19 protein-coding genes and 1 tRNA gene are annotated in these 25378 nt (G+C 65.8%); 10 read left to right on the forward strand and 10 right to left on the reverse strand.

Annotation, left to right across the window (positions count from 1 at the left end; genetic code table 11):
- Positions 1-104 precede the first annotated feature (104 nt).
- The 4 genes from mscL to ABQF13_RS12890 all read right to left on the reverse strand — a co-directional run bounded on the left by mscL (position 105) and on the right by ABQF13_RS12890 (position 2405).
- Entirely contained in the window at positions 105-566 is a 462-nt protein-coding gene (mscL, locus tag ABQF13_RS12875) for a large-conductance mechanosensitive channel protein MscL (protein WP_448393150.1), read from the reverse strand.
- Positions 567-662: 96 nt separating this feature from the next.
- On the reverse strand, positions 663-1325 hold the full coding sequence (locus ABQF13_RS12880; RefSeq protein ID WP_448393151.1) for an SAF domain-containing protein: 663 nt from the start codon (positions 1323-1325) through the stop codon (positions 663-665).
- A gap of 69 nt (positions 1326-1394) precedes the next feature.
- Positions 1395-1727, reverse strand: a complete 333-nt coding sequence (locus tag ABQF13_RS12885) for an FmdB family zinc ribbon protein (protein WP_448393556.1) — start codon at positions 1725-1727, stop codon at positions 1395-1397.
- Between the two features lie 72 nt (positions 1728-1799).
- Entirely contained in the window at positions 1800-2405 is a 606-nt protein-coding gene (locus tag ABQF13_RS12890; protein WP_448393152.1) for a 5-formyltetrahydrofolate cyclo-ligase, read from the reverse strand.
- Positions 2406-2470: 65 nt separating this feature from the next.
- On the opposite strand from ABQF13_RS12890, the gene ABQF13_RS12895 reads away from it, so the two are divergent.
- The 5 genes from ABQF13_RS12895 to ABQF13_RS12915 all read left to right on the forward strand — a co-directional run bounded on the left by ABQF13_RS12895 (position 2471) and on the right by ABQF13_RS12915 (position 6732).
- On the forward strand, positions 2471-3382 hold the full coding sequence (locus tag ABQF13_RS12895; protein ID WP_448393153.1) for a UTP--glucose-1-phosphate uridylyltransferase: 912 nt from the start codon (positions 2471-2473) through the stop codon (positions 3380-3382).
- A 67-nt stretch (positions 3383-3449) separates the two neighbouring features.
- Positions 3450-4727: a molybdotransferase-like divisome protein Glp gene (gene glp, locus ABQF13_RS12900; RefSeq protein WP_448393154.1), complete on the forward strand. Its 1278-nt coding sequence runs from the start codon at positions 3450-3452 to the stop codon at positions 4725-4727.
- Between the two features lie 14 nt (positions 4728-4741).
- The gene (locus tag ABQF13_RS12905) at positions 4742-5395 is read left to right on the forward strand and encodes a GNAT family N-acetyltransferase (protein ID WP_448393155.1); all 654 of its coding nucleotides are present in this window, start codon (positions 4742-4744) and stop codon (positions 5393-5395) included.
- A 223-nt stretch (positions 5396-5618) separates the two neighbouring features.
- Entirely contained in the window at positions 5619-6608 is a 990-nt protein-coding gene (gene sepX, locus ABQF13_RS12910; protein WP_448393156.1) for a divisome protein SepX/GlpR, read from the forward strand.
- Between the two features lie 51 nt (positions 6609-6659).
- A tRNA-Ala gene (locus ABQF13_RS12915) sits at positions 6660-6732 on the forward strand.
- An 82-nt stretch (positions 6733-6814) separates the two neighbouring features.
- Here the strand turns inward: ABQF13_RS12915 and ABQF13_RS12920 are convergent.
- From ABQF13_RS12920 to ABQF13_RS12935, 4 genes are all read right to left on the reverse strand, one after another.
- Positions 6815-7639 (reverse strand): hypothetical protein, encoded by an 825-nt coding sequence (locus ABQF13_RS12920; RefSeq protein ID WP_448393157.1) that lies wholly within the window; start codon positions 7637-7639, stop codon positions 6815-6817.
- The gene (locus ABQF13_RS12925; RefSeq protein ID WP_448393158.1) at positions 7636-8235 is read right to left on the reverse strand and encodes a TetR/AcrR family transcriptional regulator; all 600 of its coding nucleotides are present in this window, start codon (positions 8233-8235) and stop codon (positions 7636-7638) included. Before ABQF13_RS12925 ends, ABQF13_RS12920 begins: the two co-directional genes overlap by 4 nt.
- A gap of 77 nt (positions 8236-8312) precedes the next feature.
- Positions 8313-9077: an SDR family NAD(P)-dependent oxidoreductase gene (locus tag ABQF13_RS12930; RefSeq protein ID WP_448393159.1), complete on the reverse strand. Its 765-nt coding sequence runs from the start codon at positions 9075-9077 to the stop codon at positions 8313-8315.
- A gap of 95 nt (positions 9078-9172) precedes the next feature.
- Complete coding sequence (locus ABQF13_RS12935; RefSeq protein WP_448393160.1) at positions 9173-9793, reverse strand: superoxide dismutase; 621 nt, start codon at positions 9791-9793, stop codon at positions 9173-9175.
- Positions 9794-10997: 1204 nt separating this feature from the next.
- Between ABQF13_RS12935 and pks2 the strand changes: the two genes are divergently transcribed.
- From pks2 to ABQF13_RS12955, 4 genes are all read left to right on the forward strand, one after another.
- On the forward strand, positions 10998-17288 hold the full coding sequence (pks2, locus tag ABQF13_RS12940) for a sulfolipid-1 biosynthesis phthioceranic/hydroxyphthioceranic acid synthase (protein WP_448393161.1): 6291 nt from the start codon (positions 10998-11000) through the stop codon (positions 17286-17288).
- Positions 17289-17317: 29 nt separating this feature from the next.
- Positions 17318-18763: a condensation domain-containing protein gene (locus ABQF13_RS12945; RefSeq protein WP_448393162.1), complete on the forward strand. Its 1446-nt coding sequence runs from the start codon at positions 17318-17320 to the stop codon at positions 18761-18763.
- Between the two features lie 25 nt (positions 18764-18788).
- Positions 18789-20147: a hypothetical protein gene (locus tag ABQF13_RS12950; RefSeq protein WP_448393163.1), complete on the forward strand. Its 1359-nt coding sequence runs from the start codon at positions 18789-18791 to the stop codon at positions 20145-20147.
- A 96-nt stretch (positions 20148-20243) separates the two neighbouring features.
- Positions 20244-21563 carry a condensation domain-containing protein gene (locus ABQF13_RS12955; RefSeq protein ID WP_448393164.1) on the forward strand — a complete coding sequence of 440 codons (1320 nt, stop codon included), beginning with the start codon at positions 20244-20246 and terminating at the stop codon, positions 21561-21563.
- On the opposite strand, the gene ABQF13_RS12960 is transcribed toward ABQF13_RS12955, so the two are convergent.
- Positions 21560-22369: a phthiotriol/phenolphthiotriol dimycocerosates methyltransferase gene (locus ABQF13_RS12960; RefSeq protein ID WP_448393557.1), complete on the reverse strand. Its 810-nt coding sequence runs from the start codon at positions 22367-22369 to the stop codon at positions 21560-21562. The two genes, ABQF13_RS12955 and ABQF13_RS12960, sit on opposite strands and share 4 nt — an antisense overlap.
- Before the next feature lie 184 nt (positions 22370-22553).
- On the opposite strand from ABQF13_RS12960, the gene ABQF13_RS12965 reads away from it, so the two are divergent.
- On the forward strand, positions 22554-23921 hold the full coding sequence (locus tag ABQF13_RS12965) for a hypothetical protein (protein WP_448393165.1): 1368 nt from the start codon (positions 22554-22556) through the stop codon (positions 23919-23921).
- Here ABQF13_RS12965 and ABQF13_RS12970 read toward each other — a convergent pair.
- On the reverse strand, positions 23911-25161 hold the full coding sequence (locus ABQF13_RS12970; RefSeq protein ID WP_448393166.1) for a glycosyltransferase: 1251 nt from the start codon (positions 25159-25161) through the stop codon (positions 23911-23913). The genes ABQF13_RS12965 and ABQF13_RS12970 overlap by 11 nt on opposite strands.
- Positions 25162-25378 lie beyond the last annotated feature (217 nt).

A 25378-nucleotide genomic window follows, 5' to 3' on the forward strand; every position in this document is an offset into this window, starting at 1 on the left:
TGGTGACAGCGTGACCACCTACGGCGAACCCTGGAACATGAACTGAGAAACGTCTCAACACGAAACGGCCCCCGAACCATCCCGGGGGCCGTTTGTGTTGCGGCTCAGGACTTGTCGGCGCTTGTGGTGTTCGCGGTATCGGGGCTGGGCCCGGTGCCCTCGCCGCTGACATGCTTGCCAGAGGAGGAACCGTTGGTTTCGGCGAGAAGGTTGCGGATCTCGGTCAGCAGCGAGAGTTCGGTGTCCTGGGCCTGTTCGACTTCGCCCTTCTTGCGCAGCCTGTTGTAGGGCATCACGACGAGGAAGTACACCACCGCGGCGACCAGGATGAAGTTGATCAACCCGGACAGCAGGATGTTGAGATCGATCGACTCCCCGCCGCCGATGCCGATGCGCAGAATGCCGTAATCGGATTCACCGTCCGCGCCGATGCGGTTGATCAACGGTTGGATGATGCTGTCGGTGAATCTCGTGACCAGTGCGGTGAACGCGGTGCCGATGACCACCGCGACCGCCAGGTCAACGATGTTGCCGCGGGCGAGAAATTCCTTGAACCCCTTCAACATGGCCGACCCCTCCCAGCAGTGGTGTGTTAGCTGACCAACACGGTAGTCCGATGGTGCTGCGTTGACGGCGAATCGGACGCGAACCACGCCACGCGGTCAATGGAAGGTCAGCGTGACCGCCGAGACCAGCGTCGCCGCCGCCACGTTGTTTGCCGCATGCGCCGGCAGGGCGACCAGCACCACCCGATCCTCGCCGCTTCCTGCGCCCGTTGGCTTCTCAGACACCACCACGACGACGGCGTCTCGGGCGACCACGCTGGATTTGGTATCAGCGGACATCGTCGGATCTGCGCTGGCCGTGAGCACGTCGACGACGTCGCCCGGGCGCACGAGGTTTAGTAGCGCCGGGTCGTCGAGGTGTAACGGCACGATCCGCGCATCGGGGCCCACCGCAGATTCGGCAAGGCGCGGACCCAACAGCCGAACGTCGGTGAGCGCTTCACCGCGCCGAGCCGGACCGGCCAACGTCGCTCCGACAACGGCGCCCAGGTCCGCGTGTGCGCCATCCGGAACCACTGTGGCAGAGCGAGATTGGATCTTGACGTCGTCGGCGCTGAGCTTCCTGCCCGGCGCCAGATCGTGCGCGGCGACGACGATGTCGGCGCGCTGGTCGTCGGGGTCTGGACGCAGGGCCGCGACGGCGGCCAGCACGACGAGCGCACCGGCCGCGGCCCGACGGGCCGCCAGCGTGCGGGTCCAGTCAGGGTGCAGCGCCTGTTGGAGCCGGCTCAACACCGACGGGTTCAGAGATTGCCCCATACCGCCAAACTAAGCGGCAGGCGACCACGATGGGCCGGGCAAGAGCCCGCCTGTGGATAACTGTGCGCGTTAGCTCGAAGCCGCTGCGGCCGGAGCCGAACTCGACGAGGCAGAGCTCGAGCTCGATTCGCTACTGGAAGTGGACTTGTCCGAGGAGGAGCTCGTGGAGCCGGCCGACGAACTCGTGGAGCTACTCGAGGAGCCGTTGGACGAGCTCTTGGCCGGCTCGCGGCTGTCGGTGCGATAGAAACCGCTGCCCTTGAAGACCACGCCCACGTTGCCGAACAGCTTGCGCAGCCGGCCGTTGCACTTGCTGCACGTGGTCAGTGCGGAGTCGCTGAAGGACTGCACGGCATCGAACCGATCGCCGCATTCAGTGCATGCATAAGAGTAGGTGGGCACGCGAACCTCCGAGGTGGTCAAACTACTTGGCACTCTAGCGCGTCAAGTGCTAGAACCGCTACGTGGGCTTGGTCATTCCCGCTCATCGACCAGCGCACGGCCGAGCGCGATCAGACCGCGCCGTGGCGTCAACGCGTGGGTCATCGGCACGTCGTGCGGCTCAGCAGGCAATTCGTCGAGTAGCTCCTCGTCGCGCACCACGGCGATCAGCTGCGTATCCGGGCCAGCCAGGCGCAGCGACCGGTCGTAGAACCCCGCGCCGCGGCCCAGCCGCACGCCGGCCCGGTCGACGGCAAGCGCAGGCACCAAAATCGTCGACGCACCGGCCACCGCCTCGGCGGCCAGCCACGGCGGAGCCGGTTCGCGCAACCCGAACCGCGCGTCGACCAACTCTCCCGGCCGGTACTGGCCCCACTGCAGTGGCAGCGGGATACCGGCGGCGTCATGCCGCGCTACCGGAAGCAACACCTCGACCCCCCGCCGATGCAGCGAATCAATGAGCTCCGACGAGCCCGGCTCGGAGCCGACAGGCACATAGGCACATACGGTTTGGCCGTCGGCCACCAGCGCGGTGAGGTGTGTCACCAAGGCGTGTGCGTCGGCGTCGTGCTCCTGTGGCGGCAGGGTCCGACGGGCCGAAAGGATCGCGGCCCGCAACTCCGTTTTCGTCACGCTCACCGCACCGCCTTTAAACAACAACCGTGGGGAGGTTAAACCAACGCGAGGAGGTTAATGTGTGAACGATGACACGGGGTTCGGTATCGATACCGCTCACGGCGGTAGTCCCAGCAGCCGGGTTGGGGACCCGGTTCCTGCCTGCGACGAAGACGGTGCCCAAAGAGCTGTTGCCGGTGGTGGACACGCCGGGCATCGAGCTCGTCGCTGCTGAGGCGGCGGAGGCCGGCGCCGAACGGTTGGTGATCATCACCTCCGAAGGTAAGGACAGCGTGGTCGCCCACTTCGTCGAGGACCTGGTGCTCGAGGGCACGTTGGAGGCGCGCGGTAAGAAATCGATGTTGGAAAAGGTGCGTCGCGCACCGGCGCTGATCAAGGTCGAGTCGGTGGTGCAGGCCGAACCGCTCGGTCTCGGCCACGCGGTGGGCTGCGTCGAAGACACGCTGGGGCCCGACGAAGACGCGGTGGCGGTGCTGCTGCCCGATGATCTGGTGGTGCCCAGCGGCGTGCTCGAGACCATGTCGAAGGTCCGAAGCAAGCGCGGCGGCTCGGTGCTCTGCGCGATCGAGGTCCCGGGCGAGGACATCAGCGCCTACGGCGTGTTCGACGTCGAAACCGTTCCGGACGCCGAAAACCCGGATGTGTTGCGGGTCAAGGGCATGGTGGAGAAACCCAAGGCCGAGGACGCGCCGTCGCCGTATGCCGCCGCGGGCCGATACATTCTGGACCGCGCGATATTCGATGCGATCAACCGCGTTTCGCCGGGGGCCGGCGGCGAAATCCAGCTGACCGATGCGATCGCGTTGTTGATCGATGAAGGACATCCCGTGCACGTGGTCGTGCACCGCGGCTCTCGACACGACCTGGGAAATCCCGGCGGCTACCTCAAGGCTGCGGTTGACTTTGCATTGGAGCGCGACGACTACGGACCTGAATTGCGGCGATGGTTGGTAGAGCGACTGGGCTTGACCGCACAGTAGAACCACACGCCGCGGCCGCCGGGTCGGCGACATTGGGGGATAGCCCCGCAAGGCAGAAAGGCGTGTTGTGCGTTCGGTGGAGGAGCAGCAGGCTCGGGTAGCGTCCGCCGCGGTGGCTCCCCGGCCGGTCCGGGTGGCGATCGCAGAGGCGCAAGGTCTGATGTGCGCCGAGGAGGTGGTCACCGAGCGTCCGCTGCCCGGCTTCGACCAGGCGGCCATCGACGGTTACGCGGTCCGCAGCGTGGATGTTCTCGGGGTGGACTCCGACGACTCCGATGACGACGACGACGCTGACGGCGGTCCGGTCGATCGGGAGATCAGCCTGCCGGTAATGGGTTTGATCGAGGCCGGCGCGCGCACCCCTAGCCGCTTGCAGCCGCGCCAGGCCGCGCGCGTGCAGACCGGTGCGCCGATGCCCACGCTGGCCGACGCGGTGCTGCCGCTGCGCTGGACCGACGGCGGCGACTCACGGGTGACCGTGCTGCGCGGCGTGCGGTCCGGGGCGTATGTCCGTCGTACCGGCGACGACGTGCAACCCGGCGACGTCGCCGTGCGGGCCGGCACGATCATCGGGCCCGCGCAGGTCGGCCTGCTGGCCGCGGTCGGGCGCGAACGCGTGCTGGTGCACCCTCGGCCGCGGCTGTCGGTGATGTGCGTCGGCGGCGAACTGGTCGACATCTCCCGGACGCCCGGAAACGGTCAGGTGTACGACGTGAACTCCTACGCGTTGGCTGCCGCAGGCCGCGATGCCGGTGCGGAGGTCAACCGTGTCGGCATCGTCGACGCCGACCCCACCAAACTCCGGGAAGTCGTCGAGGGCCAACTCAACCGGTCAGAGGCGCTGGTCATCGCGGGCGCTGTCGGTGGGGCCGCCGCCGAAGGGGTCCGGTCGGTGCTCGCCGAGTTGGGCGATATGGAAGTCACCCGCATCGCGATGCATCCCGGTTCGGTCCAGGGTTTCGGGCAGCTGGGAGCCGAAGGTGTACCGGTGTTTCTGCTGCCGGCCAACCCGGTCAGCGCGTTGGTGGTATTCGAGGTGATGGTGCGCCCACTGATCCGGTTGTCGCTGGGCAAGCGCCAGGCGCACCGACGGATCGTGCAGGCGCGCACCCTGTCGCCGATCAGCTCGGTGATCGGTCGCAAGGGCTATCTGCGGGGGCAGTTGATGCGCGACCAGGACACCGGCGAGTACCTGGTGCAGGCGCTCGGCGGCGCGCCGGGGGCGTCGTCGCATCTGCTGGCCACACTGGCCGAGGCGAACTGTCTGGTGATCGTGCCCAGCGAAGCCGAGCAGATCCGTACCGGCGAGATCGTCGACGTCGCGTTTCTGGCCCAACGCGGTTGATCAGCGCGGCCGACGTGAACTTCTGGCGGTCCAGTTCCTTACATCCAGGTTGGCCGCTGCCGGTCGGTCCGCTTCGGGTGCCCGCGGGCGTGGTGCGGTTGCGGCCGGTGCGGCTGCGCGACGGGGCGCAGTGGAGCCGTCTTCGGCTGGCCGATCAAGCGCACTTGGAGCGGTGGGAGCCCGCCACCGGGATGGATTGGAAAGCGCGCCATGCCGTTACGTCGTGGCCGGCGGTGTGTTCGGGATTGCGGGCGGAGGCGCGCAAAGGCCGCATGCTGCCCTACGTGATCGAACTCGACGGCCAGTTCTGCGGCCAGCTCACGATCGGGAACGTGACCCACGGAGCGCTGCGGTCGGCGTGGATCGGGTACTGGGTGGCCAGCGCGGTGACCGGCGGCGGGGTTGCGACGGCCGCGTTGGCGTTAGGTGTCGATCACTGCTTCGGGCAGGTTGCATTGCATCGCGTCGAGGCGACGGTGCGCCCGGAGAACGCGGCGAGCCGCGCGGTGCTTTCCAAGGTCGGTTTCCGCGAGGAGGGCCTGCTGCGGCGCTACCTCGACGTCGACGGCGCGTGGCGGGACCACTTGTTGGTCGCCATCACCGTCGAGGAGGTCAACGGTTCGGCATCCTCGACCCTGGTTCGCGCGGGCCGCGCGGCCTGGGTCTAGCCGCTTGTGCAGACGGCTTCTTCGCGAGGTGTACGGGAGGGCTGTGCGACGGGCCCAAATCACGACCCTGGCGTAGATCTCGCGACACAAACTTGTTACAAATGTGACATTTGTGACTGGTGGTGCTTGTCAGCAGTGAATTACAGGTGTGTAATTGTCTCGGCGCGCCATCCACGGATGCGCTGGTCACGGACCTAGCCTGATGGGGAAAGGAGCAGGCGCAATGCCAAGCATCCCCCAATCTCTGCTGTGGATCTCGCTCGTCGTCCTCTGGTTGTTCGTCCTCGTCCCGATGCTGATCAGCAAGCGGGACGCCGTGCGCCGTACCAGCGACGTGGCACTGGCGACGCGGGTGCTCAACAGCAGCCGCAATGCGCGGCTGTTGCGACGACCTCGGGTCGCGGCGGGCCACGCGAGCGATCCGGACTGGCGGCCGACCGAGACCGATCTCGACGACGACCTCGACGACGCGGACGACGAAGAGCCGGCCCGGCCCGCCGAACGATCCCTGGTGCACGCGGCGGTGGTCGAGGTCGAGCGCGACGAGGAATCGGAATACCTCGATGTGGACGTGATCGGGGAGGGTGCCCTGCCCGTCGGCGAGTCCGCGATGGCCGAGGATGAAGAGCCCGAAGCCGAAACCGGTGAGTTGACACTGGAATTCGACGAGCCGGCCGAGGAAGAGGCCGACGGCACCGACGACGAGTACGAGTACGTTGACGATTCGTCGGGACTCGAGGCGCCCTCGGAAACCGATTTGCAGCTCGCCGACTCGATGACTGCGGCCAGGCGACGCAGGCACGAATCCAATACGGCCGCCGCGGTCAGTGCCCGCAAGTACAAGTTCCGCAAGCGGATGCTGACCACGATGGCGGCGATGCTGGTGGTATCGGCGATCGCGGCGGCGACGTTGTCACCGTCGTTGTGGTGGCTGTGTGGCGCGGTCGGTGGCGTGACGGTGCTGTACCTGGGGTACCTGCGCCGTCAGACCCGCATCGAGGAGCGGCTGCGGCGGCGCAGGGCCCAGCGGATCGCCCGCTCGCGGTTGGGTGTGGAGAACACCCTCGACAGCGAGTTCGACGTCGTGCCGGCACGGCTGCGGCGCCCGGGTTCTGTGGTGTTGGAGATCGACGACGAGGATCCCGACTTCGAGCACCTGGAATACGTGGCGTTCGCCCGAGGGTTCGACCTACCGCGGGCCGCAGGCCAGTAGTCAGCGGTTTTTTGCCACCGCGGGCTGGCTGGTAGCCTGCTACCGGTACCAGGGGCTATGGCGCAGTTGGTAGCGCGACTCGTTCGCATCGAGTAGGTCAGGGGTTCGATTCCCCTTAGCTCCACAACCCATTACCTGAGTTCAGACCTCGAATTCTCGAGCGGACTCGTCGCGCGGCGAGTCTCGAAGTCCTAAAGCTCAACCCGTCAGGGGTGAGTGACGAGATAGGTCTCGTTGCTCAGGTCGGCGGTGAGTTCCCCGACGTTGAACGGCCGGTCCAGCCGAGCGTGCAGTGCTTCGGGGTCGATGAGAAGGCTGATCTCCGCGGTCTGGCGGGCGAAGAATCTTCCGATGAGTGGGTAGATCCGACGCATCATCGCACGCTCTGCTGCCGTGCACCGCGATGCGCAATACCCGACATGGCCGATTTCGTCGGTCAGGATCTCGCTGTACAGCAGCCCGATCCGGTCGGCGACTTCGGGTTCGTCGGCGAACAGCTGGACTCCGACGCGGCGCAGCTCGTCGAACATGATGCAGCCGGCCATCTCTGCGGCCCCGACGAACATGAAGCTGAGCCGCTCCGGAACGAACACGCCGGTCTTGACGAACTGCCGCATCAAAAACGGCGGCGGGACCACCTGGAACGTCAGGTCGAAGACATCGAGAGCGTATGCCAGCAGCCGCGTGTGGTAGTGCTCCTCGAGTTCGAGGTAGACGTTCTCCGGCGGCAGATTCTCATCGCTGTTGCGCCCGTAGGTTTCGCCGAGCCCGACGCCGAAGCGTTCTGCCTGATTCAGTTTTGCGGTCGCCAGCAGAAACAGCATCTTGCGGTCCAGGCCCGGCTCGGGGCGCCGGCGACGCAGATTGCGCAGAAAGGTCGACCGGTCGGCGGGATGGGCCGATCGAACGGGGTTGGCCTCCAGCTCGCTGAAGAACTGCTCCCGATTCGCCAGCCGCCGATTGAGCAGGTCGGCTGCACCGTCGCGCCTGGCTAGAAACTCCCGGTAGCCTTCGATGCCCGTAGTATTCATCGCTTCTCCATTCCCTTGACAATCGTTGTCACATAACGGCGTAACACCGCAGGGTCGTGTGCTCCCGTGGCTAAGAGGGCGAAAAGGCCTGTCGAGAAGAAGATTCCGAGTTCTACGGGGTCCGCAGACGCGGTAACCTGGCCGACCTCTTGTGCTCGTCTGATCAGAGCGATCACAAATTCGGCGAGTGGGTGTCGCACCAGCTCGTCCTCGACAGGACGTGTCGCCGAGAAATGCAATCCCAGCATGTCGCGGAAAACGACTGTACCCAAACGTTGTTCAGCGTCGAGCACATGATTCACCACCTGTGAGAGCACAGACTCCAGATCGCCCTCGGCTTCGCCGAGCTCACTGACGATTTGCGTCTCCTCGGCGCGCTCCAACTCGACGAGGACATGTTCCTTCGTCGGGAAGTGGAAGTAAAACGTTCCTCTCGCCACACCCGCCGCCCCGGCGATGGCGCTGACATCGGCGTCGGCCAAACCGCGCTGGGCGATTTCGGCCAGCGCGGCGTCAAACAACCGTGCCCGCGTTTGAAGCCGTCGCGCCTCCCGGACGCCGCCGGGCGATCCGGTCAGCGAGGCGCGCGAGGGCATGCAGAAACCCTACGCGCTCCGCTGACGATCGTCAATGACAAGTGTCAACCAAAATGGGCGCGGCCGGACACCGCCGGCTACGTGATCGTCACACCGCCGTCGACGACGATCGTTTGTCCGGTCACGTAACCCCCGGCTTCGGAGGCCAGCCAGATCAACGCCGCCGACAACTCGTCCGGGTTGCCAACCCGTTGCAGCACAACGCGAGCCGCGAGTGTCTGTTCGAGATATCCGGGCACGTACTGATCGGTCATCTCCGAGTGGAAGAACCCCGGCGCGATGGCATTGACGCGAATCCCCTTGCGTGAGCCCCACTGCTGGGCCAGATCACGGGTGAGCCCGATGACGGCGGCCTTGCTTGCGCTGTAAGCCGCCTGCGGCAGACTCGCCGTCGTCAGGCCCAGCACGCTGGAGATGTTGATGATCGAGCTGCCCGGCTGCATCACCCTGCCGCACGCCTGAGCGGTCCAGTACGACCCGTGCAGGTTGATGTCGACCACCGAGCGGAACTCTTCGGGGGTCTCCCGGGTGGCCGGAACCGCCGTGCCCACACCGGCGTTGTTGACCAGCACGTCGACCCGGCCGAACTCCTCCATGGCCGCCTCGACGAGGGCGGTGCACTGCTGCGGGTCGGTGACGTCGGTGGGCACGATCAGCGCGCGGCGCCCCGCGCTGCGGACGAGGTCGGCTGTGCCACTGAGCTTCTCGGCGCGTCGAGCCGCCAACACCACGTCAGCTCCCGCCTGTGCGCACGCCTCGGCGAATGACACACCCAAGCCCGACGACGCTCCGGTGATGATGACAACTTTGTCATCGAGCCGAAACCTGTCCAGAATCGTCATCGTATTGGCCCTTTCGCGTAAGCGGGTTGTCGTCCGGAGACATCCTCACCTGGCGACCTACGCGAGCCGCAACGGGGCTACCCGACCGGTTCCGGCTAGAAGATCAGACCGTTGGCCCTGCTGGTCGCCGCGGCGAACCGGTCCTGGACATCGGCCCAGTTCACGACATTCCAGAACGCCCTGACGTAGTCGACTTTGACGTTCTTGTACTGCAGGTAATAGGCGTGCTCCCACATGTCGACCTGCAGCAGCGGAATGATGCCGAGCGGCACGTTGGCCTGCTGGTCATAGAGTTGGAAGGTGAGCATCCGCTGGCCCAGCGTGTCATAGCCCAGCACCGCCCAGCCCGAGCCCTGCAGCCCGTTGGCGGCCGCGGTGAACTGTGCCTGGAACTTGTCGAACGAGCCGAACTGGTCGTCGATCGCCGAGGCGAGGTCGCCGGTGGGCTTGTCTCCGCCGTTAGGCGACAAATTCTTCCACCAGATCGAGTGGTTGACGTGTCCGCCGAGGTGGAAAGCGAGGTTTTTCTCGTGCAGGAAGATCGCCGAGTAATCACCGTTGGCGCGGGCTTCCTCGAGCTTGGCCAGCGCGTCGTTGACGCCCTTCACGTACGTGGCGTGGTGCTTGCCGTGGTGGATCTCGTTGATCTGACCCGAGATGTGGGGCTCCAGCGCGCCGTAGTCGTAGTCGAGGTCCGGCAGCGTGTACTCGGCCATGAGCTTCCTTTCCGTTGTTCAGTTGTCGTGCCTGTACCCGCAGCCGCGCGGTTCTCACAGGTGCACCGAGGTGGGCAGCATATGGCCTGGCCAGCTCTTCTGTCCAGCTGTTCATATGTTCATGTGTTAGGTTGGCGCCCGCGGGTCGGTCGTGTGCGACGTCGATGCAGCACATCGGAACCGACTTATTTTCGAGCGGTAGCTGGCGCTGCGGCCGACCCGCTCCAATGTTCGCCAGGCGCGGCCAGACGCCGGTGTGAGCACCGCTACCGAAGGGGCCCCCACCCGGCGCAGGCTTGCTTACACGTTGCTGTGAGGAGCCTGAGAGACGTCGCTTCGGTGTCCGACGAGGGGTTGAACGATTTTAATGAGGGGCACTAAGTATTTGCGAAATTTGCCTTTTCTTGCACTTCTCTTTGTCGATAAATTTGCCATTCCCGCGCAGCGGTAGGCCGAATCCCGGCAAACCCCCACGTCGAGCCGGACGGTGTGACGAATGTCACCGGGAGGCGAAAAATTGCCATGAGTAAACGGCTGGGAAGAAGGCTCAGAAGGACAGCGTCATCTCAGCCACCGATTGTTCGCGCCCGAACCGTAACGCAACCGTTGCCGGATCGATCTGATCGGCGGCCCCAGGTGGGCCCTTCTGCAGCCTCCGGCGATGGTATCAAATTCTTTGCCTAGCCTGCCTAAAGCGGCATATAACAGCAGGATATTGACCTGCACGTTATTTCAGGAGGATTTGCTGACTGCGGGGCCGATGTGCCGGTCATTTGGGTGGGGAGCGAATCTGGGAAATATGTCCCATCTCTGGGAATCGCCTGCTAGATTGACGCGCATGCTCGATCTCACTGGCCCGAAGCAAACCAGCTCCACAGCAGCGTGGCCACCGGATCTGTTCACGGTCGACATCCGCGGCTCGTTTGCGGATTCGGCGATGCCTTCTGAGGGCGACCGCGCAAACTGCGGAATAGTTGCCGTCATCAGGGACTCGTGGCGGTCCCGCGGGCGGTGCAGCTGCGGTTGGCAGGGGAGGCAACATTTGTTGTCAGCGATCGCGGTTTATGATGCGCATCTACATGCGGCCAGCAACCAATGTCGGCCGGCGGTGCCATTAGTATTCAGGAGTTGAGACAGGGCGCGACTTTCGCTTTATTCTGTTCCAGTCGCATTCAGTGCTCACTCCTGAGAGAGGTTTACAGACGTGGGTGAAACGCGCACAATTTCCGTCGCTGTAATCGGAATGTCGTGCCGCCTTCCGGGGGGCATTGTGTCCCCTGAACAGCTATGGGAAGCGTTGCTGCGTGGCGACGACTTCGTCACTGAGGTGCCTGCCGAGCGCTGGGATGCCGAGCAGTACTACGACCCGGAGCCGGGTGTGCCCGGTCGATCGGTCTCCAAGTGGGGCGCCTTCCTCGACGACGTGGCGGGCTTCGACGCCGACTTTTTCGGGATCACCTCCCGTGAGGCGACGGCCATCGACCCGCAGCATCGTCTGCTGCTGGAGACCGCTTGGGAGGCGGTGGAGCACGCAGGCGTGAACCCGACGACGCTGACCGGGTCGAAGGCCGGCGTGTTCATGGGCGTCACGCACAACGACTACGCGTACCTGGCCGCCGACACCCAGACGTTGGAGGGGCCGTACGGGTTCACCGGCACGAGCTTCAGCCTGGCCTCGGGACGGATCGCCTATGCGCTCGGCGTCCACGGACCCGCCTACACGGTGGACACCGCCTGCTCTTCGGGGTTGAGCGCGATCCACATGGCCTGCCGCAGCCTGCAGGACGGCGAAAGCGACCTCGCGCTGGCCGGCGGGGTGTCGGTCCTGCTCGAACCCCGCAAGGCGGCAGGCGGGTCGGCGGCGGGCATGTTGTCACCGACCGGCCACTGCCGCGCGTTCGACGAAGCCGCCGACGGCTTCGTCTCCGCCGAGGGCTGCGTCGTACTCACCCTCAAACGGCTCGACGACGCGCTCGAGGCGGGTGACCGCGTCATGGCGGTCATCAAGGGCACCGCGGTGAACCAGGACGGCCGCACGGTCAACATCGCCACGCCGTCCTCGGAGGCGCAGACCGCGGTGTACCGGGCCGCGTTGGCGGCCGCCGGCGTGGAGGGGAGCACCGTCGGGCTGGTGGAGGCGCACGGCACCGGAACCCCGGTCGGCGACCCTCTCGAATACGCCAGCGTGGCAGACGTGTACGGCACCGACGGACCTTGTGCGCTGGCATCGGTCAAGACGAACTTCGGTCATACGCAATCGGCCGCGGGCGCGCTGGGCATGATGAAGGCCGTACTGGCCGTGCAGCACGGCATCATCCCGCAGAACCTGCATTTCGACCGTCTGCCTGATGAGCTGACCGAGATCGAGACGCATCTTTTCGTACCCCAGTCGACGACGGCGTTTCCGACCAACGGCCAGCAGCCGCGGCGGGCGGCGGTCTCGGCGTACGGGTTGTCGGGGACGAACGCGCACGCGATCGTCGAGCAGCCCCCGGAGCCGGTGGCGCCGCAGAAACCGGATGCTGCCACCGGACCGCTGCTGTTCGCCTTGTCGTCGACGTCGGCCCACGAACTGCGCCGCACTTCAGGCAATCTGGCCGACTGGCTGGCCAAGAGCGGCGACGGCAATGGGCGGGGGCCGGCCGTCGACCTGTTCGACCTCGGTTACACGCTGTCACGTCGGCGTGGTCACCGCTCGGTGCGTACCTCGGTCATCGCCGGCGGTCGCGAGGAACTGATCGCCGCGCTGCGGGAGGTGGCAGACGGCGAAAGCCCCTACCAGGCCGCCGTCGGCCAGGACGACCGCGGACCGGTGTGGGTGTTCTCCGGGCAGGGCTCGCAGTGGGCCGGCATGGGCGCCGAGCTTCTCTCGCGCGAGCCGGTGTTCGCTTCGACCGTCGCCGAACTGGAGGACTTGATCCGCCAAGAGTCGGATTTCTCCGTTACAGAGGCGATGTCGGCGCCGGAAACCGTCACCGGCATCAACCAGGTGCAGCCGACTGTTTTCGCGGTCCAGGTGGCCTTGGCCGCGACGATGAAGTCGTACGGCGTCACCCCCGGCGCGGTGATCGGACACTCCATGGGTGAGGTGGCCGCCGCGGTCGTGGCGGGCGCGCTGACGCTGCAGGACGGGGTCAAGGTCATCTGCCGACGGTCGGCGCTGATGTCGCGTATCGCCGGCTCCGGCGCGATGGCGTCGGTGGAACTGCCTGCCTCCCAAGTTCTTTCCGAGCTGGCTGCGCGTGGCATCACCGATGTGTCCCTCGCGGTGGTCGCCTCACCGCAGTCGACCGTCATCGGTGGCGCCACACAGTCGGTGCGCGACCTGGTCGCCGGCTGGGAGCAGCGCGACGTGATGGCGCGCGAGGTGGCCGTGGACGTCGCATCTCACTCGCCGCAGGTCGATCCGATCCTCGACGAGCTCGAAGAGGCGCTTGCCGACCTCGACCCGATGCAGCCCGAGATCCCGTACTACTCCGCGACGCTGTACGACCCGCGCGACGAGCCGGAGTGGGACGCTTACTACTGGGTGGACAACCTGCGCCACACCGTGCGGTTCGCCGCCGCGGTGCAGGCGGCGCTCGAGGACGGCTACCGGGTATTCGGCGAGCTGTCCCCGCATCCGCTGCTGACCCACGCCGTCGACCAAACCGCGCGCGGCCTCGACGTTCCGCTGACAGTGCTGGCGGCGATGCGCCGCGAACAGCAGTTGCCGTTTGGGCTGCGACAACTGGTCGCCGACGTCCACAATGCCGGTGCCGCAGTCGATTTCTCGGTGCTGTACCCGACCGGGCGGCTGGTCGACGCACCGCTGCCAACCTGGACGCATGAGTCGTTGCTGCTCGACCGCGACGGTCAAGACGTGGCCGCCCGCGGCGGCTGCTCGGTTTCTGTGCACCCGCTGCTGGGTTCGCACGTCGTGCTGCCCGAAGAACCCGAGCGCCACGTGTGGCAGGGCGAGGTCGGTACGGAGGCCCAACCGTGGCTCGGCGACCACCAAGTCCACGAGGTGGCGGTGCTACCGGGTGCGGCCTACTGCGAGATGGCTCTGGCCGCAGCGCGTACCGCGCTTGGTGAAACCGCCGAGGTTCGCGACATCGTCTTCGAGCAGATGCTGATGCTCGATGAGTCGACGCCGATTTCGGCATCCGCATCCGCGCTCGCGTCCGGGATCCTCGACTTCGCGGTGGAGACCTATGAGGCCGGCGAACGTACCCGACGCGCACATGCGGTGCTGCACGCCGAGGTGGCGACGGGTGAATCCGCTACTCACGACATCGACGCGCTGCTGACGGCGCACGCCGACGGTGTCGACGGCGCTGATCTGCGGGCGGCCTTCGGCGCGTTGGGAATCCATCACGGGGCCGCCTTCTCCGGTTTGGCCACCGCCTACACCGCAGACGGCGCCGAGCCCACGGTGCTGGCCGCCGTCGCGCTGCCCGGACCGCTGCGGGCGCACCAAGGCGCCTATGGGGTGCACCCGGCGCTGCTCGACGCCTGCTTCCAATCGGTCGTCGCGCATCCGGTCGCTCAGAACGCCGCCACCGGTGGCATGCTGCTGCCGCTGGGCGTGCGCCGGTTGCGCGCCAACGGCTCGGCCCGCAACGCGCAGTACTGCTACAGCCGGATCGTCAAGGCAGACGCCGAAGGCATCGAGGCGAACCTCGACATCCTCGACGAGCGCGGCGCAATCCTGTTGAGCCTGGAAGGTTTACGGCTCGGCTCCGGCGCTTCGCAGAAGGCTCAGGCGGACCGCGTACTCAACGAGCGGCTGCTGAGCATCGAGTGGGACCAGCACGAGCTGCCCGAAGCCGACTCCGTCGACGCCGGATCGTGGCTGTTGATCGACACCAGCATCAACGGAGACATCCTCACCGCCGCACTCGGCGATGCACTGAAGACAGCGGGAGCTGAGTGCACGACGATGACCTGGCCATCGCAGGGTGACCACCAGACCAACGCCGAGTTACTGACGTCCTACGTCAGTGAGCAGGTGCTGACCGGCGTGGTGGTAGTGCCCGATCTCGCCGATGGTGGCGGCGTCGCCGAGGCGGCCGTGCGTGGTGGCGAGCATGTCCGCCACCTGGTGCGGATGATCCGCGAACTGCCCGAAGCGCCGGGCGAGCCCCCGCGCCTCTACGTCATCACCCGCAACACGCAATGCGTTGTGGCCGACGAGGTTCCGAACCTCGAACATTCCGGTTTGCGCGGTTTTGTACGTGCGATGGGGATGGAGCATCCGCGGCTGCGCGCCAGCCAGATCGACGTGGATGAGACGACCGGCGCCGACCAGTTGGCTCGCCAGTTGCTGGCTGGCTCCGACGAGGACGAGACGGCGTGGCGCGACGGGCGCTGGTACACCGCGCGGTTGTGCCCGGCGCCGCTGCGCGCCGACGAGCGGTATACCGCAACCGGAGACAACGAACACGACGGCATGCGGTTGCAGGTCCGCACGCCGGGCGACCTGGAGTCGCTGGAAATGGTTTCGTTCGAACGTGTTGCGCCGGGTCCGGGCGAGATCGAGGTCGCAGTCAGCGCATCCAGCATCAACTTCGTCGACGTGCTTGTCGCGTTCGGGCGGTGCCCGAGCTTCGACGGGCGGCTGCCGGAACTGGGTTCGGAATTCGGCGGTGTGGTCACCGCCGTCGGCCCGGGGGTGACGACTCACCGCGTGGGAGACCGCGTCGGTGGGGTGTCGGCCAACGGCTGCTGGGGCAACTACGTGATCTGCGAGGCCAACTTGGCGACGCCGTTGCCCGCCGGGCTGGAGGAGCACCAGGCCGCAGCGGTGGGCCTCGCATACGGCACCGTGTGGCTCGGTCTGCAGGAGCTGGCGAGGATCTCCTCGACCGACAAGGTGTTGATCCATTCCGCGACCGGTGGTGTCGGCCAAGCGGCGATCGCGGTGGCACGCGCCGCTGGCGCGGAGATCTACGCCACGGCGGGCAGCGAGGCGCGACGACAGCTGCTGCGCGACTGGGGTATCGAAAATGTCTACGACTCGCGCAGCACCGAATTCGCCGACCAGATCCGCCGCGACACCGACGGCTATGGCGTGGACATCGTGCTGAACTCGGTGACCGGTGCCGCGCAGCGCGCAGGTTTGGAGCTGCTCGCCTTCGGCGGGCGGTTCCTCGAGATCGGCAAGCGCGACATCTACGGCGATACGCGGGTGGGTCTGTTCCCGTTCCGCCGCAACCTGTCGTTCTATGCGATCGACCTCGCGTTGATGACCGTGACGCATCCGGACAAGGTTCGCGGCCTGCTGGAAAAGGTCTACCAGCTGACCGCCGATGGTTCACTGCCGCTGCCGGACATCACGCGCTATCCGCTCGCCGACGCCGCGAGTGCGATCCGCAAGATCGGCGGCGCCCAGCACACTGGGAAGTTGGTGCTCGACGTCGCACGCACCGGCACCACCGAGGTGATGGTGCCGCCGGAAGAGGCTCCGACCTTCCGTTCCGACGGTGCGTATATCGTCACCGGCGGCCTCGGTGGTCTGGGCCTGTTCCTCGCCGAGAAGATGGCTGAAAAGGGTTGCGGGCGCATCGTTCTCACCTCGCGTAGCCAGCCGAGTACGAAAGCACAGGAGATCGTCGACCTCATCAGGTCCACGGGCGCCGACATCGTGGTCGAGTGTGGCGACATCGCCGCGCAGGGTACGGCCGACCGGTTGGTGGCCGCGGCGACGGCGACCGGACTACCGGTGCGCGGCGTGCTGCACGCGGCCGCGGTCGTCGAGGACGCCACCCTTCCTAACATCACGGACGAGCTCGTCGAACGTGACTGGGCGCCAAAGGCATACGGCGCGTGGAACCTGCATCGCGCTACGGAGGGTCAGCCACTGGACTGGTTCTGCTCGTTCTCGTCAGCAGCCGCGCTGGTGGGCTCGCCGGGTCAGGGGGCCTACGCCGCCGCCAACAGCTGGCTGGACGCGTTCACGCGTTGGCGCCGGGCCCAAGGTCTGCCTGCCAACGCCATCGCGTGGGGTGCCTGGGGCGAGATCGGTCGCGGCACCGCGATGGCCGAAAACGATGCGGCGATCCTTCCCGACGAGGGCGCCTACGCCTTCGAGTCCATGCTGCGGTATGACCGGGTGTACACCGGTTACGCCCCCATCCTCGGGACGCCCTGGTTGACCGCCTTCGCGCAACGCAGCCCGTTCGCGTCGGCATTCAAGTCGGCAGGTCAAAGCTCCAGCGAGGGACGGAAACTCCGGGCGGAGCTGGCCGCGCTTCCACGCGACGAGTGGCCAACTCATCTGAGGCGGCTGATCTCAGAGCAGGTTGGTTTGATCCTGCGGCGCGCGATCGATCCGGACCGCCCGCTGTCCGAATACGGGCTCGACTCGCTCGGCAATCTCGAGCTGCGCACTCGGCTCGAGGCGGAAACGGGAATCCGCATCACGGCAATGGGGGTCAACACGGTTCGCGCACTGGCCGATAGTCTTTGCGAAACACTCGCGGCGGACGACACGGTCGCGGCGTCAACATGACGACGGCACCGAAGTAGGAGGCGGAAGAATTGTTCGCGCTAGAAGCAATCCACGAGTGGGTGGACGCTCCGGGCCAACTCATCACCTGGGATCCGTCACCGGCCACGCTTGCGAAGGTCAGCGAGGCGCCCATCGCCGATGTGCCGGCCAGTTACCAGCAGGCCCAACATCTTCGGAGCTACCGTGCACACGCGGCCCGCGGCACCGAGATGGCGCGGCTGACGATTCCGGCGTGGAACATCGCCGGACGCTGTGATGTCCGGGCGATGACGCATGTGCTCAACGCCTACCTTCGGCGCCACGACACGTTCCGCAGCTGGTTCCAGTTCACCGACGATGACCGCATCGTGCGGCGCGCGCTGCGCAACCCCAAGGACATCAAGTTCGTCGCGTCCGAGCGGGGGGAGAAGTCGTCTGCGCAGTGGCGCGAACACATCCTGGCTACACCGTCTCCGTTGCACTGGGATTGCTTCCGGTTCGGCATCATTCAACGCGCCGACCATTTCACGTTCTGGATGAGCGTGGACCATCTGCACGTCGATGCCATGTTCATGGGCTTGGCGTTCGTGGAGATCCACATGATGTACAACGCGCTGGTCGGCGGCGGAGCACCGATCCCGCTGCCGGAGGCAGGCAGCTATGAGGACTACTGCATCCGGCAGCGAGAGTTCACCTCCTCGCTGACCTTGGACTCGCCGCAAGTCAACGAGTGGATCAAGTTCGCAAGGGGCAACAACGGAACCCTTCCGCAGTTCCCGCTTCCGCTCGGTGATCCGGCGGTACCTTGCGATGGCGATCTGCTGACGGTTTCGTTGATGGACGAAAAGCAATCGGACCGCTTTGAATCGGCGTGCATCAAGGCCGGTGCCCGGTTCATCGGCGGAGTGTTCGCCGCAGCTGCGATGGCCGAACATCAGCTCACCGGTGCCGACACCTACCACGTCATCACCCCGACCAGCACACGAAGCACCCAAGCCGAGGTGATGACGACGGGTTGGTTCACCGGCACGGTGCCCATCACCGTGCCCGTCACGCCGACATCGTTCACCGAAACCGCAAGGGCCGCACAGGCATCCTTCGATTCGGGTCTGGCCCTGGCGCATGTGCCGTTTGACCGGGTTCTCGAACTGGCGGCGGAAGCGCGCGGCTTGACGCAGCCGAAGCCGGGCGTGCCGATGATCTCCTACCTCGACGCCACCATTGCGCCGCTGTCGCCTGCCGTGGTCGCCGAGTGGAACGGCTTGAACGGCAAGATCTACAGCGAACTGGGCGCAGCTCATCAGGTCGGCATGTGGATCAACCGGTTCGGCAACGGCACTTCGGTCACGCTGGCCTTCCCCAACAATCCGATCGCGCGCGAATCGGTCACCCGCTACGTCGACGCGATGAAGGCGATCTTCGTCCGCGTCGCCGAGGGCCGCGGTGAACTGGCGACGGCATCCGACCTTGTTGGCGTCATCCAGAAGTCGTTCTGAACCGCGCAGTTCGACGGACGTCTCGATGACTGTGGCGGCACAAGCACGGCTGGACAACCAGCTCACGTTCACCGATCAGCTGTTGTTCCTCGGACAGCGTGCAACCGGTCAGGAACTGGTCATGCAGTGCGTCTGGGTGTACGAGCATCCTGTCGACTACGACGGGTTGCGCCGGCTTCACGACAACGTCGGTTACGGTTTGTACGGTCGCTTGATCGAACGCTCGCCGCTGCCGTTCGGCAGGCATCGGTGGGTTTCCTCCCCCGGGCCGAAGTCAAACCTCGACATCGTCGAAACCCCGCGCCCCCGAGAAGAACTCAGCGACTGGATCGACGAACGCGCACAGTTGCCGATCGACCCGGAAACCGGACCCAGCTGGCATTTCGGGGTGCTGCCGATGACCGACGGGTCGACGGCCGTCTCCATGGTGGGCTCGCACTGCCTGGCCGACGGCTTCGGCGGGCTGCTGACGATCGTCGATGGGATTATCGGTAACCGCCGTGACCTCGGCTATCCGCCGCCGCGGTCGCGCCCGCCGCTGCGGGCCGCCGCCACCGACCTCAAAGAGACGGTCCGTGGACTTCCCGAGGTGGCGCGCACACTGGTGCGGGTCGGCAAGCAGGCTGTGCGTCGGCGCCATGAGTTCACGAAATCGACGGGTCCGCGAGCCGCGCTGACCGCAGACGGCATGGCGGAAAACGTTGTGGTGCCTGCGATCACCATTTACATCGACCTCGACGTTTGGGATGGCCGGGCCAACGCTCTCAACGGCTCGAGCCACTCGCTGATCGCTGCGTTCGCCGCGAAGCTGGCCGAACAGCTCGAACGCCGTCGCGCCGACGGTGCCGTCACCCTGCACATTCCGATCAGCGACCGGATCGCCGACGACACGCGGGCCAACGCCGCGTCGATCGCCACCGTGGTCATCGATCCCACCACGGTGACCGCAGATCTGTCGGTTGCCCGCCGCGATATCAAACAGGCGCTGACGACCCTGCGCGAGAAGCCGGACGAGACCCTCGAGCTTCTTCCGTTGACCCCGTTCATCCCCAAGCGCGCTGTCAAGCGTGGCTCCGATGTGGTTTTCAACTTCGCCGATATGCCCGTATCCTGTTCCATCCTGGGCGATATCGATTCCATCGTCGCGCGAGCCGACGGAACCGAAGCCGAGTACGTCATGCTGCGTGGTGTGGACCGACAGGTGTCACGCGGATACCTCGAGCACCGTGGGGGGATGCTGACGGTGCTCGCCGGAAGAATCTGTGGCAAGGTGTCGATGACCGTCGTCGGGTATCAGGCCGGTGAAGAGAACTCCAAGTCCCGCTTGCGCGAGGTGGCCGCCAAGGTGCTGGCCGAGTTCGACCTCGTCGGTGTGATCGAATAGCAGGAAGCCATGGCCATCCAAGCTCGTCCAACGTTTCGACGGCTGAGCCGTCGAGCCGCCAAATCTCAGGCGGCGCAGGACAATCACCTCACATTCATGGATCAGGCCGGATTCCAGCTGTGGCGTGCCACCGGACGCGGCCAACTCATGCAGGTGCTGTGGATCTACGAGCATCCCGTCGACATGGACGGGCTGCGGCGGTTCCACCGCAACTTCGGCTACGGCTGCTACGGCCGGCTGATCGAACGCTCGCCGCTGCCGTTCGGTCGGCACCGGTGGGTGTCTGCGCCGGGACCGGCCACCGACCTCGACGTCGCCGAACCGCGGCCCCGGTCTGAGGTAAGCGACTGGTTCGACGAACGAGCGCAGATACCGGTGGATCCCGAGTACGGACCCGGCTGGCATATGGGTGTGCTGCCGATGACCGACGGGTCCACCGCGGTCAGCCTGGTGGGTTCGCATTACCTCGCCGACGGTGTGGGCGGCCTGCAGTCGGTCATCGAGGCGGTCTCCGAAACCAGGCGCGACTTCGGCCATCCACTGCCACAGTCGGGCGGCCGCTTCCGCGGTGCGCTGGGAGAACTTCGGGGAGCCGTCAAGCACCTACCCGAGGCCGTCCGCACTGCGGGGGTGGCCGCGAAGCTGGGCCTTCAGAGCCGAAACGAGGTGGCGGCCTCGACCACGTCCGCACCACTGACCACCCGTCCAGCCAGCGACGACACCCGCGTTGCGATGCCTGCCGTCTCGGTTCTGGTCGACCTGACGCAGTGGGATGCCCGGGCAGCTTCGCTCAACGGAACGAGCCATTCCCTGGTAGCCGGTTTCGCTGCGAAACTGGGTGAACATATGGGGCGCAAGCGCGCTGACGGCACCGTGACGTTGGTGATGGCACTCAACGCGCGCAACCTCCCGGACGACACCCGCGCGAACGCGATGATTTTCGGCTCTGCCGATATCGACCCGACCCCGGTGACCGCGGATCTGACCGATGCGCGCAGCGCCGTGCGGCAGGCGCTGCAGAAGGCACGAGAAGAGCCCGACCCGATCATGCAGCTCCTACCGCTGGTACCGTTCGTGCCGCGCGCCGCACTCAAGCGAGTGGTCCAGCAGTTCTTGGGATCCGGTGCCGACCTTCCGGTTTCGTGTTCCAACATGGGCGACTTTCCCCCGGCGGCGGCCTGCCCCGACGGCAGCCCGGCCGAGTACATGCTGTGTCGCGGGGTGGACCAGAACGTGCGTCGCGCCGACCTCGAGCGCGCCGGTGGCCAGCTTGTGCTGGTGGTCGGACGGATCAGCGGCAGAATCTCAATCGACATCGTCGGCTACCAGGTCGGCGCAGAGAACTCCAAACAGCGGCTGCGCGAGTTGGCCGGGCGCACACTGGCCGAATTCGGGCTCACCGGCGAGATTTTCTAGTTCTTGACCAAGCAGTACAGCCGGTAGGACAGATCGCCCCTTTCGACCTGTTCGTACAGCGGTGAGCCTTGGGTGACAGCGACATCGCGGCCGAACCTGCGCAGCGGCCTGGGTGCATGCCGATTGACCAATTCCTGGTAGCGAGGCGAGTTCAGCTCCAGCCCCCGTAGGACCTGAGCGTTGATCTCCTCCTGCGACACCACCTGCAGTGCGGAATCGGCAAGGGCCGCTTCCCATTCCTCGATCCCGTTTCGGCCGCGAAGATCGGCGTACAAGAAATGTCCGCCGGGGCTGAGCACCCGCGTCACTTCGGCGAGGAAGCGGCGGAAGTTCGGATACAGGTGAGCGGCTTCAACATTGACCACCGCGTCGAAGTTCTGGTCGGGAAACGGCAGGTTCTCCGCATCGCCTTGGACAAATGTCAGGTTGGGAATGTTGTGTCGCCGTTGGCAAAACGCGATACCTGACGGGTTGAGGTCCAGCCCCGTGTAGGAGGCGGGGCTGAACGTCCGCATGATGTAGGAGGCGGCGCCGCCGTGGCCGCAACTGACCTCCAACACCCGTTTATCCTTCAGGTCGACCTGACTGGCCACGCGGTGATAGAGCTGAATGCAGACGCGATCTGGCTCATCGGAGGCCGAGAGCGGCAGATCCATCGGCGGATCCTCCTCATAACCCCAGTTGAGGAACAGCACCTCGTCGTCGCCCAGCCTGCGGGTCATCAGGCTGTAGCCATATTTGCCAACGAGTTTCCCGAGGTGGCGGTGCGAAAAGCCGACGACTTTGGACACCAAGGGCCGATAGATCTCCTCAATCACACGGGCAAGTATTCACGCTGTGCTATCTGCTGTCAGCAACATGGGAAAACCCGTGAAAGTGCGGTGGCGCGATGGGTGGATGGACAGATCGCTTCGGCTGTGCGCACGTCGAATCGGCCATTGATAGCCTCAATGTTCGGTAAACCCTTAAGAGCCGGTAGAGAGAGGTGACGTGGCCGAATCCGATACGCGATCCGGGCTTCCGGCAAATGACAACACGCTTGCCTACATGGACCAGGCCTCACACCTGTGGGTCCGAGCCAGCGGTCATGTCCACGGCATCCAATGCACCTGGGTATACCAGCGCGAAATCGACCACGACGGATTGACCCGGGTGCGCGACAACCTGGCCCACGGCTTGTTGGGCCGGCGTATCGAACGCTCGCCGCTGCCATTCGGCCGGCACCGCTGGGTCTCGTGTCATGACCTGCCCGGAATCGACATCGACACACCGGTCAGCACCCGCGCGGCTGTGACCGAATGGTTCGATGAGCGCGCCCGAATTCCCATCGATCCGGAGTTCGGCCCCTGCTGGCACCTCGGTGTCCTTCCCATCGAGGGTTACGGAACCGCCGTGACTTTGGTGGCGTCGCACACCGTCGTCGACGGCGTCGGTACGTGCATTGCGCTCACCGACGCGATCAACGGGGTACGGCGCGACCTGGGTCTTCCGCCTCCCGGCGCGCGTCTGAAGCGCCAAGCGCTGCTCGAAGACGCACGGGTCACCCTTCGGGGACTACCCGAGATCGGTCGTGCGCTGCGCGCGACGGTGACCGTGGCCCGACAGAACCCACCCACCCGAGGGGGGTCGGGCGGACAGCCGTCGCTGCCCAAGGCGCACCGTAAAGACAACCGCCCCGCGCTGGTGCCGGGGGTCACCATCTACATCGATGCGGCCCAGTGGGATGACCGCGCGGAAAGTCTCGGAGGCACAAGCAACGCGCTGATGGCAGGGTTCGCGGCGAAGCTGGCCGAGAAATACGGGCGGGTAGGGAGCGACGGCATGGTGACGTTGTCCTACCCGATCAACGACCGCACCGAAAACGATGTGCGTGGTAATGCGTTGAAGGGCATCGACTTCTCGGTGGACCCTCGCCCGGTGACGTCGGACCTGCGCAAGATCCGCAACGATTTCCGGGAGACCATCAACGCCGGCCTCGGGAAGTTCAAGGAACAGGAGCGGGCCTTTCCGCTGACCCCTTTCATACCCACGCTGGTCCTGAGAAAGCTTCCGCTGGCGGCGATGAACGCGGATCTGACCGTCGGGTGTTCGAACTTCGGTGAGATGGACCCGGCCGTCGCCTACGTGGACGGCAGCGAGGCGGACTACTACGGGATGCGGATGGTCGAACAGAACCTGACGGTCAACAGCCCGGAGGTCGCATCGGGTGAGCTTTACGTGGCCTCAGGCCGCGTCTCCGGGAAGCTCTTCGTCAGTTTCCGCGCTTACCACCCGAATTGGGACAACTCGAGGCAGGCCCTGCTCGCGAAGATATCCGAGACGCTCGCCGACTTCGAGTTGACGGCGTTCATCGAGTAGCGCGGCCGTCGCGGGCGGCCGCTTCGAGCAGGTCCGCCGCGGTGGCGACGCTCACCGCGGGCTTGGTGAGTTCGGTGGCGACGTCACGAGCCTGCGCGACGTACTCGGGTGCGAGAACGGTCCGCAAGGCGGATCTCAGCGACGCGGTGGTCATCTTCGAGAACCGCTGGTACGTACCGACTTTCAGGCGTTCGACTTGTTTAGCCCAGACGGGCTGGTCGGCACCCACCCACAGCACCAGGGTCGGCACGCCGGCACGGATGCTTGCGGCGGTGGTGCCCGCCCCACCGTGGTGCACGATGACCCGGCAGAGCGGAAACACGTCCGCGTGGTTGACGGCTCGGACGATCTTGACGTGTTCGGCAGGCTGGTAGCCGTCGAGATCCCAAGAACCCGAACAGATCAGCGCCCGCTCACCCAGGTCGGCGCACACAGCGGTGATCGTGGCGACGGCGTCGCTGGGGGATTGCACCGGCATGCTGCCGAACCCGAAGTAGATCGGCGGTGTGCCGGCGGCGATCCAGGAGAAGACGTCGTCGTCGGTTTCGGTGCCCAGCTCCATCGTCATCGCGCCGACGAACGGCCGCCGACCACCCCACTCTTCGGCCAGTCCCGGAAAGAACAGTTCGTCGTAGGCCTGGATTTCCAGCGCCCCGCCCTCCACGATGCGACGGACCGCGCGCGCTCGCGCCTTGGGCAGGCCGAGCTCGCGTCGTTGCGCGTCCTCGGCGTTCTTCAACGCGCGCCAGTGCACCCACTCGGCCGCCGCCCATCCCGACCGGACCACCGTCGACGGCAGTGGTACGGGCAGCACCCGGCCGTTGGCGCGCGCGGGGAAGTAGTGCAGCGCAGCCAACGGGACGTCGTAGTACTCGGCGACGTTGGCCGCGACCTCCTGATAGGTCGTGCCGGTCAGGATCAAGTCGGCGCCATCGGCCAGCGACACCAGGGTCTGGTTCATCTCGGCCCAGCCCTGCGTGATGTATTCGCGCAGTTCGCGTAGCGCGGTGACCGGGTTCCGGATCTTCCAGTACTTGCGGAAGATGTCGGCGTCCAGCTGTTTCTGGGAATCCACCCCGTAAGGCGCCGCCGCAGGCAGACCAGCCGTTTCGACGAAGCCGACGAGGTTGGGCGGGACCGCCAGACGGACGTCGTGCCCGCGGCGCAGAAGCTCCCGGCTGACGGCAGCGCACGGTTCGATATCGCCACGGGTGCCATGTACGCCCACAGCAAACTTCACAAGCAGCTCCAATTAACGTTCATTGGGGGTTAAAAGCCCTCAACGGAAAATGTGGCAAACATTCGAGCGGTGCTGTGCCTCGGATCGGCCGGTGACGGCAGCTCGGTCAAAGACAGCACATGGTCGGGCACGCCCCGATTACAGCACAGTTACCTAACACGCACGACGGCCAAGGCGGGTAACACTAATGCCTACACCGGATTCCGGCATATACGTG

The organism is Mycolicibacterium sp. XJ879, assembly GCF_053483935.1.